The organism is Azospira inquinata (assembly GCF_018905915.1).
GTDB classification, from domain to species: domain Bacteria; phylum Pseudomonadota; class Gammaproteobacteria; order Burkholderiales; family Rhodocyclaceae; genus Azospira; species Azospira inquinata.
The window spans coordinates 1,241,281-1,253,773 of record NZ_CP064782.1 but is presented as its reverse complement, the minus strand read 5'-3'; the positions used below and the strand labels follow the sequence as shown (position 1 = coordinate 1,253,773).

General features: G+C 66.1%; 13 protein-coding genes. 11 read left to right on the top strand and 2 right to left on the bottom strand.

From position 1 onward, the window contains the following. Window positions 1–158 precede the first annotated feature (158 nt). The 11 genes from Azoinq_RS05675 to hslU all read left to right on the top strand — a co-directional run bounded on the left by Azoinq_RS05675 (window position 159) and on the right by hslU (window position 11,040). Entirely contained in the window at window positions 159–1,145 is a 987-nt protein-coding gene (locus Azoinq_RS05675; protein ID WP_216131217.1) for a lysophospholipid acyltransferase family protein, read from the top strand. Next, window positions 1,142–2,002 (top strand): LpxL/LpxP family acyltransferase, encoded by an 861-nt coding sequence (locus tag Azoinq_RS05670; protein WP_216131220.1) that lies wholly within the window; start codon window positions 1,142–1,144, stop codon window positions 2,000–2,002. The genes Azoinq_RS05675 and Azoinq_RS05670 overlap by 4 nt, the downstream gene beginning before the upstream one ends. An 81-nt stretch (window positions 2,003–2,083) precedes the next feature. Next, window positions 2,084–2,653 (top strand): GNAT family N-acetyltransferase, encoded by a 570-nt coding sequence (locus Azoinq_RS05665; RefSeq protein WP_216131223.1) that lies wholly within the window; start codon window positions 2,084–2,086, stop codon window positions 2,651–2,653. Window positions 2,654–2,671: 18 nt separating this feature from the next. Next, window positions 2,672–3,502 carry a diaminopimelate epimerase gene (gene dapF, locus Azoinq_RS05660; protein WP_216131225.1) on the top strand — a complete coding sequence of 277 codons (831 nt, stop codon included), beginning with the start codon at window positions 2,672–2,674 and terminating at the stop codon, window positions 3,500–3,502. Continuing rightward, complete coding sequence (locus Azoinq_RS05655) at window positions 3,499–4,164, top strand: DUF484 family protein (RefSeq protein WP_216131228.1); 666 nt, start codon at window positions 3,499–3,501, stop codon at window positions 4,162–4,164. Before dapF ends, Azoinq_RS05655 begins: the two co-directional genes overlap by 4 nt. Window positions 4,165–4,211: 47 nt before the next feature. Beyond that, the gene (xerC, locus tag Azoinq_RS05650; protein WP_216131231.1) at window positions 4,212–5,126 is read left to right on the top strand and encodes a tyrosine recombinase XerC; all 915 of its coding nucleotides are present in this window, start codon (window positions 4,212–4,214) and stop codon (window positions 5,124–5,126) included. After that, entirely contained in the window at window positions 5,123–6,262 is a 1,140-nt protein-coding gene (locus Azoinq_RS05645; RefSeq protein WP_232368570.1) for a VIT1/CCC1 transporter family protein, read from the top strand. Before xerC ends, Azoinq_RS05645 begins: the two co-directional genes overlap by 4 nt. A 243-nt stretch (window positions 6,263–6,505) precedes the next feature. Then, window positions 6,506–7,705 (top strand): class I SAM-dependent rRNA methyltransferase, encoded by a 1,200-nt coding sequence (locus tag Azoinq_RS05640; protein WP_216131234.1) that lies wholly within the window; start codon window positions 6,506–6,508, stop codon window positions 7,703–7,705. 151 nt (window positions 7,706–7,856) lie between these two features. Continuing rightward, a complete protein-coding gene (locus Azoinq_RS05635) occupies window positions 7,857–9,089 on the top strand; it encodes an STAS domain-containing protein (RefSeq protein ID WP_216131237.1) in 1,233 nt (410 codons plus the stop codon). An 8-nt stretch (window positions 9,090–9,097) separates the two neighbouring features. Continuing rightward, on the top strand, window positions 9,098–9,634 hold the full coding sequence (gene hslV / locus Azoinq_RS05630; RefSeq protein ID WP_216131240.1) for an ATP-dependent protease subunit HslV: 537 nt from the start codon (window positions 9,098–9,100) through the stop codon (window positions 9,632–9,634). 71 nt (window positions 9,635–9,705) lie between these two features. Beyond that, on the top strand, window positions 9,706–11,040 hold the full coding sequence (gene hslU / locus Azoinq_RS05625) for an ATP-dependent protease ATPase subunit HslU (protein ID WP_216131243.1): 1,335 nt from the start codon (window positions 9,706–9,708) through the stop codon (window positions 11,038–11,040). Window positions 11,041–11,320: 280 nt separating this feature from the next. On the opposite strand, the gene Azoinq_RS05620 is transcribed toward hslU, so the two are convergent. Both Azoinq_RS05620 and Azoinq_RS05615 read right to left on the bottom strand, forming a co-directional pair. Then, window positions 11,321–11,770: an RNA-binding S4 domain-containing protein gene (locus Azoinq_RS05620; protein ID WP_216131246.1), complete on the bottom strand. Its 450-nt coding sequence runs from the start codon at window positions 11,768–11,770 to the stop codon at window positions 11,321–11,323. After that, the gene (locus Azoinq_RS05615) at window positions 11,767–12,411 is read right to left on the bottom strand and encodes a glutathione S-transferase family protein (RefSeq protein ID WP_216131249.1); all 645 of its coding nucleotides are present in this window, start codon (window positions 12,409–12,411) and stop codon (window positions 11,767–11,769) included. The genes Azoinq_RS05620 and Azoinq_RS05615 overlap by 4 nt, the downstream gene beginning before the upstream one ends. Between the last annotated feature and the right edge of the window lie 82 nt (window positions 12,412–12,493).

Below are 12,493 nucleotides of genomic sequence, written 5' to 3'. Positions count from 1 at the left end.
GGTGGATGGCGTTACCGCTCGGGGGGAGGAGCAGGCGACGCTTTAGCAGAATTTTTGATCCGCCCTGCAAGTTGTCCTGATTAACTCGGCGGCGCGATAATTCTAATTTTTCACCCGCCCCGGGTCAAACCAGGGCGACCTGGTACTGAGACACTCCCTTGGCCGCTCTGTTCCGTATCCTTTCCCTTCTGCCCCTTTCCTGGCTTCACGCCCTGGGGGCCCTGGTGGGCCGCCTGGCCTATCGCCTGTCCCCCGTCTACCGGGCCCATCTGGAAGAAAACCTGGCCCTGGCCTACGCCCCGGAGGCGGCGGCCCGGCTGGTGCCCCAGGCGGTGGCCGAAGCGGGTAAAGGCATGCTGGAATTGCCCAAGGTCTGGCTGCGGCCCCTGGAAGAAGCGGCGGGCCGGGTGGTCCGGGTGACCGGCTGGGAGCTGGTGGAAGCGGCCTGGGCCGAAGGCCGGGGCATTATTTTCCTCACCCCCCACCTGGGCTGCTTCGAGGTGACCGCCCAGTATTACGCCGCCCATTGCCGTCCCGAATCCCCCATTACGGTGCTCTACCGGCCCCCCAAACAGGCCTGGCTGGAACCCCTGATCGTCCAGGGCCGGGCCCGGGATCAGCGGCTGCAACTGGCCCCCGCCGACCTCTCCGGGGTGCGCCACCTGCTCCGCGCCTTAAAGCGCAAGGAAGCGGTGGGCATGCTGCCGGACCAGGCGCCGGGAGCCGGGGAAGGCAAATGGCTGGATTTCTTTGGTCGCCCCGCCTACACCATGACCCTGGCCGCCCGTCTTTCGGAAACCGGCGCCCGGGTGCTGCTGGCCTACGCGGAGCGCCTGCCCGGAGGGCGGGGCTTCCATCTCCATCTTCAGGAAACCCTCCACCCTCTGGAGGGCTCCACGGAAGTTCGGGCGGCCCAGATCAACCAGGAGCTGGAAGGCCTGATTCGCCAATGTCCGAGCCAGTACCTGTGGGGCTATAACCGTTACAAGCGGCCCTCCGGCGCCGAGCCGCCCCCCGCCGGGGCCCTGTCCCCAAGTCCCGCGCCCGCCTCCGGCTGGCATGTGGCGCCGGCGGCCATGGAGACTGGGCGATCCCCTTCCAGGGAGGGCGGGGCCTCCGCCCCGGTGGGGGAGGAGCGGCCATGACCCGGCTGGCCGTGGGCCTGCTCTGGCTCCTCCATTTTCTGCCCCTGGCTTGGCTGCGGGCCCTGGGGGCCGGTTTTGGCCGTCTGCTCTATGTCCTGGGCCGGGAACGGCGCCGGGTGGCCCTCACCAACCTGGGCTTGTGTTTCCCCGAGTTGGCACCCGAGGCGCGGCGCCGCCTGGCCTTGCAGCACTTCATCGCCTTCGGCCAGTCTTTTCTGGACCGGAGCCTGCTCTGGTGGGCCTCGCCAGCGCGTTTGCGCCGCCTGATCCAGTTGGAAGGCCTGGAACATCTGCCTACCGACGGAACGCCGGTGATACTCCTCAGTCCCCATTTTGTCGGCTTGGACGCGGGCTGGACCCGGCTCACCCTGGAAATGCCCATGCTGTCGGTGTACGCCAACCAGAAAAATCTGGTCTTCGACGCCGCTCTCTACGCCGGGCGTATGCGCTTCAACCAGCCCCAGCTTCTTTCCCGCCTGGACGGCCTGCGTAAGGCGGTGAGGGGCCTGGCCTCCGGTCGTCCCTTCTATTACCTGCCGGACCTGGATTTCGGCCCCCGGGATGCCATTTTCGTGCCCTTTTTCGGTACCCCTGCGGCGACCATCACCGGGGTGCCCCGGCTCGCCAAGCTGGCCCATGCCCGGGTGCTGCCCTGCCTGACCCGGATGACCCCCCAGGGCTATCGGGTGACCCTGGAAGCCCCCTGGGAGGACTATCCGGGGCCGGACCTTAATGCCGACACCCGGCGCATGAATGCCTTTATCGAAGCCCGGGTGCGCCAGTGTCCGGCCCAATATTATTGGCTGCATAAGCGCTTCAAGACCCGTCCCCCCGGGGAAGCCCGCTTTTACCCCTAAGTCCCGGGGCAGCGCCCCCTTCGGGCGGGGGTAAGATGGGGGCTTCCTGGTTCTGTCTCCAGTTTCGACCTTTTTCTGCCCATGACCGCCGTTTCCTCTGCTGTCTCCGCCCCTACCCCTTCCTCCCTGAATCTGGCGCCCCTAGCTCCGGACCGGGTGCCCGAGCTTATCGCCCTGGCCCGGGTGGTGTGGCAGGACACCTATTCGGCCCTGATTCCCCAGGCCCAGATCGACCACATGCTGGCGGAGCGCTACCAGCCCCGGGATTTGGCCGCCCAGGCTGGTGCCCCCGGCCCGGGCTGGACCGTGTGCTGGATGACGGCTGGTCTGGAGGATGCCATGGTGGGCTTTGCCTGCCTGGAAACCACGGATACTCCCGGGGAATTCAAGCTGGACAAGCTCTACGTCCATCCCCAGGCCCAGGGCCGGGGTGTGGGCCGGGCCCTGGTGGATTGGGCCGCCGCCACGGCCCGGGAGGCGGGAGGGCAAACCCTGGTGCTGGCGGTAAATAAGGGCAATACCCGGGCCCTGGCGGCCTATCGGGCCTACGGTTTCCGGCAGCGGGCGGCAGTGTGCCGTGACATCGGCCACGGCTTCGTCATGGATGACTTTATAATGGCCAAGCCTTTGCAAACGGCGGCTTGCGCCTAATAACAGCGAATTCCCATCATGAAGCTTAAATTTTCCAAGATGCACGGCCTGGGTAACGACTTTGTCGTGATCGACGGGGTGCGTCAGTCCGTTCATCTGACCCGGGAGCAGATCCGCTTTTTGGCGGATCGCCATTTCGGCGTGGGCTGCGACCAGCTGCTGCTGGTGGAGCCGGCCCGTCAGCCGGGGGTGGATTTCCGCTACCGGATTTTCAACGCCGACGGGGGCGAGGTGGAGCAGTGTGGCAATGGCGCCCGCTGTTTTGTCCGCTTTGTCCATGACCAGGGCCTTACCGCCAAGTCCGAAATCCGGGTGGAAACCCAAGCCGGAGTCATCGGCCCCCGTCTGGAGGCGGACGGTCTGGTGACCGTGGATATGGGCGTCCCGATCTTTGAACCGGCCCGCATTCCCTTTGTCAGCGATACGGATGCCCCGGTCCAGCCCCTTAAGGTGGGGGACCGGACCGTGGAGATCGGCGCCGTGTCCATGGGCAACCCCCACGCCGTGCAGGTGGTGGAGAACGTGGATCGGCATCCGGTGACGGAGGAAGGTCCCCTCATCGAATCCCATCTCCGCTTTCCCCAACGGGTGAACGCGGGCTTTATGGCGGTCCAGGACCGGCATCACATCAAGCTCCGGGTCTATGAGCGGGGCGCCGGGGAAACCCTGGCCTGCGGCACCGGCGCCTGCGCCGCCGTGGTGTCCGGCATCCGCCGGGGCCTTTTGGATTCCCCGGTGCGGGTGAGCACCCGGGGCGGCGAACTTTCCATTGCCTGGGCGGGGGCGGGCACTCCGGTGCTCATGACCGGCCCGGCGGTCACCGTTTTTAGCGGAGAAATCGATCTATGAGCCTGAACAGCGACGAAGTGGCCCAGTACCTGCTGGAGAGCCCGGAGTTTTTCGAAGAACACCCGGACCTGCTGACCCGGTTGGTGCTGCCCCATCCCCACGGTGGCCGGACCATTTCCATTACCGAACGGCAGATGATCGACCTGCGGGAAAAGAACAAGGCCCTGGCGGGCAAGCTGGGGGAACTGATCCAGTTTGGCGAGGATAACGACGCCATCAGCGAAAAAATGCACCGCCTGGCTGTGGGCTTGGTGGCCGCGTCCACCTTCCAGGCGGTGATCCATGTGCTGGATTTCCACCTGGAAGAGGATTTCGCCGTACCCCACGTGGCCCTGCGCCTCTGGGATCAGCCCCAGGGAGTGGGGGAATTGCCCGAATTCGCCGCCGTGTCCGAGGAACTCCAGGTCTTTGCCGAAACCCTTTCCCGGCCCTATTGCGGTACCACCTCCGGCTTCGAGACCTCCACCTGGTTTGGCGAAGCCTCGCCCCAGATCCGCTCCCAGGCCCTGATCGCCCTGCAAAAGGGGGATGGCACCTTCGGCATGGTGGCCCTGGGCAGCGAAGATCCCCAGCGCTTTTATTCCGACATGGGCACCCTCTACCTGGAACGGCTGGGGGAACTGGTTTCCGCCGCCATCAGCCGGGCCCTGCGCCCGGCCTGAGCCTGACGCTGGCTTAAGGCGGGGCGGAAGGCGGGAGGGGCGTCCTCATGACGGACCAGGAATTGGTGGACGCCTATCTGGCGGAACTGACGGATCAGCGCCGCCAGTCCCCCTTGACCGTGGCCGGCTATGGCCGGGATCTGGCGGCCCTCCTGGCCCTGGCCCGGGAGGCCCAGCCCCCGGTGTCCCTGGTCCGGCTCCAGGGCCTCCAGTTGCGCCGTTTCATGGGCCAGATCCATGGCCGGGGCCTTTCCGGTCGCTCCATCGCCCGTACCCTCTCCGCCTGGCGGGGCTTTTACCGCTGGCTGGGGGGGCGGGGGCTGGTGAGCAAAAATCCGGTGGACGGCATTCGGGCGCCCAAAAGCCCCAAGGCCCTGCCCCAGGTGCTCTCTCCAGATCAGGCCGCCCAGCTTCTGGATGCCCCGGTGGAGACGCCCCTGGAGGCCCGGGATCAGGCCATGTTCGAGCTTTTCTACTCCTCCGGCCTGCGTTTGGCGGAACTGGCCGGTCTCAATGTGGATTGCCTGGAAGACGTGGCCGCCGGGGAAGTGCGGGTGCTGGGCAAGCGCAGCAAGCTGCGCCTGGTGCCCGTGGGCAGCAAGGCCCGTCAAGCCATTGCCCGCTGGGCCGTGGAACGCCCCGTGCTGGCGGCCCCCGGGGAAACGGCCCTGTTCGTCAATCACCGGGGGGGCCGCCTTTCTCCCCGGGGCATTGAGGCCCGGCTGGCCCAGCGGGCCGTGCATCAGGGCCTGCCCTCCCGGGTCCATCCCCACATGCTGCGCCACTCCTTCGCCTCCCACGTGCTCCAGTCCTCCGGGGATTTGCGGGCAGTGCAGGAGATGCTCGGCCACGCCAGCATCGCTTCCACCCAGGTCTATACCCACCTGGATTTCCAGCATCTGGCCCAGGTCTATGACGCCGCCCACCCCCGGGCCAAACGTAAAGCCAAGGACAAGCCGTGACCGCCCCCACCCCGGAAGACCTGCAACGCTACCGCCGCAACCTCCAGGCCGAAGTGGATAGTGCCGCCCTCTACCGGGCCATGGCGGCAGTGGAGCCCAAGGCGGAGTTGGCCACCATTTACCGGCGTCTGGCGGAGGCGGAGGAAGCCCACGTGGCATTCTGGCGCCACCGCCTGGAACAGGCTGGGGCCCGACTGCCCAGGCTCCATCCGGGCTGGCGGGCCAAGGTGCTGATCTGGGCCGCCCGGCGCCTGGGGGCCGCCTCCGTGCTGCCCACCGTGGCGGCCCAGGAAGCCCAGGATCAGGGTAATTACGACGATCAGAAGGAAGCCCAGGACACCCGTCTCCCCGACGAGGAACGTTCCCATGCCCGCCTCCTCACCCGCATGGCCGTGGGCAGCCACGAAGGCCGGTGGGACGGCAGCGCCTATGCCCGCATCGAAGGGCGGCACGGAGCCGGGGGCGGCAACGCCCTGCGGGCCGCCGTGCTGGGGGCCAATGATGGTCTGGTGTCCACCCTCAGCCTGGTGATGGGGGTGGCGGGGGCCCAGTTTTCCTCCGGCGCCGTGGCCGCGGCCGGGCTGGCCGGGATGCTGGCCGGAGCCTGCTCCATGGCCATGGGGGAATGGGTGTCGGTGCAAAGCTCCCGGGAAATGTACGCCCACCAGATCGCCGCCGAGGCGGAGGAACTGGCCCAGGTGCCCGAGGAAGAGCAGACGGAACTGAGCCTGATCTACCAGGCCAAGGGCTTTAGCGCCGAAGAGGCCAACACCATTGCCGCCCGGGTGATCCGCAATCCGGATACGGCCCTGGATACCCTGACCCGGGAAGAACTGGGCATTAATCCGGACGATCTGGGGGGCTCGGCCCGGCTGGCGGCGGTGACCTCCTTCCTGGTCTTTGTGGTGGGGGCCCTGCTGCCCGTGTTGCCCCTCCTGGTGCTCCATGGCAGCGGCGCCGTGCTGGGCAGCGCTTTGGCCAGCGCTTTGGGCCTGTTCCTCATCGGCGCCGGGATTTCCGTCTTTACCGGCCGGGGCCTGTGGTTCTCCGGCCTGCGCCAACTGGTCATCGGGGCGGCGGCTGCCGCCGTCACCTATGGGGCCGGTTGGGCGGTGGAGCGCTGGCTGGGGGCTTAAAACCGAGGGGCGCTTGCCGCCTTGGCTCCGATTTGGAGCTCGGCCGGACCTCCTGAGCCAGGCGGCTTCAAGCCTGGTTATCCCCCAGGCGTGGGCTGATCCTCCGGTTTTTCCCCTGCTTGGCCCGGTCGCCCTAGCCCGGGGCCGGGCTTTTCCCGTACACTTCCCCTTTGTGCGTTGCCCGGCTGACTCTTCAGAACCGGGAGCGCTGCTCCGGCCTTTATTCTCTGGATTATCCCCATCATGTCCCAACTGATTCTTCTGCCCGGCAAGGAACGTTCCCTGCTGCGCCGCCATCCCTGGATTTTTGCCGGCTCCGTGGGCCGTCTCAAGGGCCAGGCCCGGGCCGGGGATACGGTGGAAGTGCTGGCGGACGACGGGCGCTTTCTGGCCCGGGCGGCCTATAGCCCGGATTCCCAGATCCGGGCCCGGGTATGGACCTTTGCCGAAGGGGTGAGCGTGGACGACGTTTTCTTCAAGCGTCGTATCGGCGAAGCGGTGGCTCGCCGCCGGGCCCTGCCCGAACTGGCCCGGGAGCAGGGTATCCGCCTGCTCCACGGGGAGTCGGACGGCCTGCCCGGGGTGATCTGCGACCAGTACGGCCTGGGGCCGGATGCCACCCTGGTGCTCCAACTCACCTCCACGGGGGGCGAAAAATGGCGCAAAGCCATTGTGTCCGCCCTGGTCCAGGCTACGGGTTGCGCCCGGGTCTATGAGCGTTCCGATTCGGACGTGCGGGCCCTGGAGGGCTTAAAGGCGGTGACCGGGTGGCTCCATGGGGAAGCCCCGGCGGGAGACATCAGCATCGAGGAAAACGGGGTGCGCCTGCTGGTGGACGTGGTGGGAGGCCATAAGACGGGCTTCTACCTGGACCAGCGGGAAAACCGGCGCCTCACCGGGGCCCTGGCGGCGGACAAGGCCGTGCTCAACTGCTTCTGCTATACCGGGGGCTTCAGTCTCCAGGCCCTGGCCGGCGGGGCCGCCTCCGTGCTGTCCATTGATTCCTCTGGCCCGGCCCTGGCCACGGCCAAGCGCAATGTGGCCCTGAATCCGGCCCTGCCCGCCGAGCGGGCGGAATGGTGGGAGGCGGATGTGTTCCAGGCCCTGCGCCAGTTGCGCCAGGAGGGGCGGCGTTTCGACCTGATTGTCCTGGACCCGCCCAAGTTCGCCCCTTCCGCCGCCCACGCGGCCCGGGCTGCCCGGGCCTACAAGGACATCAATCTCCTGGGTTTTCGCCTGCTCAATCCGGGGGGCTATCTGCTCACCTATTCCTGCTCCGGGGGCATCGGCGTGGACCTGTTCCAGAAAATCGTCGCCGGGGCCGCCCAGGACGCGGGAGTGGATGCCCGCATCCTGCGCCACCTGGCCGCCGGCCCGGATCACCCCATCGCCCTGGCCTTCCCGGAGGGGGAATATCTGAAGGGTCTGCTTTGTCAGGTATGAGGCAGGGCTGTAAAAAAGCTGCGCCGGGGCGCTGGCCTTGGCACAATGCAAGGTGGATAAGCCCTGCCCGCGTTGCGGTCGGCGGGCCGAGTGTGCCAAAATTCCTAGCCCCAAGCGCCCTTTTCCTCGGGTGCCAGTTTGAAAGTCGGACATGATTTTCTCGCTGTTCAAGAAAAAATCCCAAGATGACCGGGTGCCCGCCGCGAAAGTGGTGCGGGTGCCCGCCGCCCAGGAGGTGACGCCCTCCGGCGCCCCCGTGTCGGCCCCTGCTGTGGGGGAAGAGGGGGTGGGGGCGCCGGTGACGGATTCCCACGGCTTTTCCTCCGCCGATTTCACCGACTTGTCCCTGGGGGACCTGGATAACGGGGGCATTCTCCTGGAAGACGAAGGGGACCCCCTCCAATCCGTGGTGGAACAGGCGGCGGTGCTCTACGCCAACGGTCAGGACAGCGTCGCCCGTTCCACCCTGGAAGATGCGGTGGCCCGCTACCGCAGCGGCACCACGGCGGAACGCCTGTGGCTGATGCTCCTGGATTTGTATCAAATGGCTGGGGAGAAGGAATCCTTCGAATCCCTGAGCCTGGAATTTGCCAAGGTTTTCGAAAAATCCTCCCCCTCCTGGCATAACGCCTGTGCGGTGCCCGGTCCGGCGCCGGACCGGGTGCCCGCCGCCGTTTTCCGGGGGGATATGGTGGGCAACAACCACGCGGCCTTCGGCATTCTGGCGGACAGCCTGGAAAAGTCCGCCCGCCTGCGTCTGGATTTATCCAAGGTCCAGTCCCTGGACAACGAAGGGGCGGCCCGCTTCCTGGATTTGCTGCTGCAAAGCGCCAAGCGCAAACAGCCCCTGGCCCTGCTGGGACTGGCCCAACTGGAGCACCTCCTGAGTGCCAAGGTGGTGCCGGGCCAGCGCCAGGATCCGGATTGCTGGCTGTTGCAGCTGGAGCTGCTGCAACGCCAGGGCCAGCAGGAGGCCTTTGAGGAAAAGGCGGTGGATTACGCCGTCACCTTTGAGGTTTCTCCCCCGTCCTGGGACGGCCACCGGGTTCAGCCCCAGGATCAGAGCCAGGCGCCGGAAAAATCCCCGGAAGAGGCGGAAGGGGGCCATGTCCAGGGGGACGTGTATCGCTGTGTGGGGGAAATTCGCAATGAGCGTTTCCCCGATCTCAAGGACTTTGCCGCCACCCGGGACCCGGTGGTGGTGGATTTTGCCGCCGTGGTGCGCATCGACTTTGTCAGCGCCGGAGCCCTGGTGAATGTGCTGACCCCGGCCAAACAGGCGGGCAAGGCGGTCTTCGTGCGGGGTGCCAACCGGCTGGTGGCGGAGCTCCTGGCCCTGGTGGGGGTCACCGGGGTGGCCCGCATCCTGCCTCTCAGAAAATAAGGAATTGCATGGAACAGTATCACGGCACCACCATTCTCTCGGTGCGCCGGGGCAACGCCGTGGCCATGGGCGGTGACGGCCAGGTGACCCTGGGCAATATCGTGGTCAAGGCCACGGCCCGCAAGGTGCGCCGCCTCTACAACGATCGGATTCTGGCGGGTTTCGCCGGGGGTACGGCGGACGCCTTTACCCTCTTTGAACGCTTCGAAGCCAAGCTGGAAAAGCACCAGGGCAATCTGGTGCGCTCCGCCGTGGAACTGGCCAAGGACTGGCGTAGTGACCGGGCCCTGCGGCGCCTGGAGGCCATGCTCTCCGTGGCAGACCGGGAGGCTTCCCTGATCATCACCGGCAACGGGGATGTGCTGGAGCCGGAACAGGGCATTGTGGCCATCGGCTCCGGTGGCGCCTACGCCCAGTCCGCCGCCCGGGCCCTGCTGGAAAACACCGAGCTGCCGCCCCTGGACGTGGTGCGCAAATCCCTGGAAATCGCCGGGGACCTGTGCATCTACACCAACCGTAATTTCACCCTAGAAACTCTGGATTAAGCCGCCGCCCCACCGGCGGCGGAGCTTTCCGCTCCGGCGGCCCGGTGGGTGGAGGCGGGAAAGGTTTGCCCATGTCCACCATGACTCCCCAAGAAATCGTCTCCGAACTGGATAAGCACATCGTCGGTCAGGCGGCGGCCAAAAAGGCCGTGGCCGTGGCCCTGCGCAACCGCTGGCGGCGTGCCCAGGTGGCTGAGCCCCTGCGCCAGGAAATCACCCCCAAGAACATTCTCATGATCGGCCCCACCGGGGTGGGCAAGACGGAAATCGCCCGGCGCCTGGCCCGGCTGGCCAATGCCCCCTTTATCAAGGTGGAAGCCACCAAATTCACGGAAGTGGGCTACGTGGGCCGGGATGTGGACACCATCATCCGGGATCTGGTGGAAATCGCCATCAAGGGGGAACGGGAACAGGCCATGAAGCGGGTCCGAGCTCGGGCCGAGGATGGGGCGGAAGAGCGCATTCTGGACGCCCTGCTGCCTGCCGCCCGGGGCGCGGGCTTTTTCGGGGAAAACCAGGGCAGTGAGGATTCCTCCACCCGGCAGAAATTCCGCAAAAAGCTCCGGGAAGGGGAACTGGACGACAAGGAAATCGACATCGAAGTGGCCGCCCCCGCTATGCAGGCAGAGATTTTCGCCCCCCCGGGGATGGAAGAGCTGACCAACCAGATTCAGGGCATGTTCCAGAACATGGGCCAGGGCCGTAAAAAGACCCGCAAGCTGAAAATCGCCGAGGCTAAGAAGCTCCTGGTGGAGGAGGAAGCGGCCAAGCTGGTCAATGACGAGGAAATTAAGCTAGCGGCCTTAAAAAACGTGGAGCAGAACGGCATCGTCTTCCTGGACGAAATCGACAAAATCGCCACCCGCTCCGAAATGCAGGGGGCCGATGTGTCCCGTCAGGGGGTGCAGCGAGATTTGCTGCCCCTGGTGGAAGGCACCACGGTTTCCACCAAGCACGGCATGGTGAAAACGGACCATGTGCTGTTCATTGCCAGTGGCGCTTTCCATCTGGCCAAGCCCTCTGATCTAATCCCGGAACTCCAGGGCCGGCTGCCCATTCGGGTGGAGTTAGATTCCCTGTCCGTGGCGGATTTCGAGTGCATTCTGACCCAGACCGACGCCTGCCTGACCCGCCAGTATCAGGCCCTGCTGGCCACGGAAGGGGTGACCCTGGAATTTGCCCCGGACGGTATTCGCCGTTTGGCGGAAATTGCCCACGAGGTTAATGAAAAGACGGAAAACATCGGTGCCCGTCGCCTTTACACGGTGATGGAACGGCTGCTGGAGGAAGTGTCTTTTACCGCCGGCAAGGGGGGGAACGAAACCCTGACCATCGACCGGGCCTATGTGGAAAGCCGCCTGGGGGAACTATCCCAGGATGAGGATTTGTCCCGCTACGTGTTGTGATGTTGGGGCAAACGTCGGAAAAAAAGGGCGGCCTAGCCGCCCTTTTTCTTTGCCCTTTACCGGTGAGATGGGGGCTGGCGCTGGGTGAAGCGCTGAGGCTGGGATGGCTTCTGCTAAAGCGTTCCGGAGGGTCGGACCAGCTTTTGGGGAGGGGTGGCGGGGATCGGGAAAAATAGCCCGCTGAGATAATCCGGGGCAGGAAAGCCAGGCCCGCAAGGGTGCCGCCCGGGTGACTTCGGTGTTTCCAGGGGCCCGGTTGGGGCTCCCTGGGGCGTCGCCCTCAGCCTTCCTGCCAGCGCTCCCATTGGCGCCGCGCCTTTTTGGTGGGGCGGCCCCCATGTTCGGCCTGGGGCGCCCCTTTTCGGGCCAGGGCGTCCGCCGCCCGGCGGGCAGCCGATTCGGCGCTTTCCCGATAGAGCAGGCGGGCCTCCGGCGCCGGGCGCCGGTGTTCATTGAGCCCGGCCACCACCACCGTCCAGTGCTCCGTTTCCAGGGTGATTTCCAGCCGGTCCCCGGCGACCACTTCCCGGGAAGGCTTGGGGCGGGCATCGTTGAGCTTGACCTTGCCCCCTTCCACGGCGGCGTGGGCCAGGGCCCGGGTCTTGAAAAAGCGGGCGGCCCACAGCCATTTGTCCAGGCGCAGCCGCCCCTCCCGGCTCCAGCCGGGCACCGTTTCCGGGTCAATGGGGGCGGTGGTTTCCGCCTGGGGAGCGGTTTCGTCCAAACTCATTTGCCCAGCAGGGTTTTGAGGGCGGCCTTTTCTTCCGCCAGCACTTTTTCCACGGCGGGCCGGGCCAGCATGCGGGCATGCCAGGCGTTCAGCCGGGGCAAATTGCTCAGGTCCAGTTTCCAGCGCTTGGCCCAGTGCCAGAAGGGCAGCAGATGGCAGTCGGCCAGGCTGAACCGATCCCCGAGCAGCCAGGGCTTGTCCCCCAGGCGTTCTTCCAGGATGGCCAGGGCGGCCAGATAGCGGCGGATGGCGTGGCTTTTCAGGGCCGGGGCGCTGGCCGGGTCATCGGTGAGTTTTTCCGGTTTCCAGATATTGCCCGCCGTGCCGTGCAGGCTGTAGCTGATGAAGGACAGGGTTTCCAGCAGCCGAGCCCGTTCCAGGGGGGCGCTAGGCAGCAGGCCTGCTGCCGGGTGGGTTTCCCCCAGCCAGAAGAGAATGGCCCCGGCTTCCGTGAGCACCTGGCCGTCTTCCAGGCCCAGGGCGGGCACTTGGCCCGCGGGATTGACCGCCAGATAGGCGGGCTGGTGGCTGCTGCCATCCAGCAGATTGACCAGATGGGGACGGTAGGGGGTGGCCGTTTCTTCCAGGGCCACATAGACGCCCTGGGAACAGGTGCCGGGGAATTGGTAGAAGTCGATCATGGTATTGGGGAGTTGGTTAGGAAAAGCCCCGCCTTCTCAGGGCCCCTGGGGGCGGCAGAGGGCGAAGCGCAGGGAACAATAC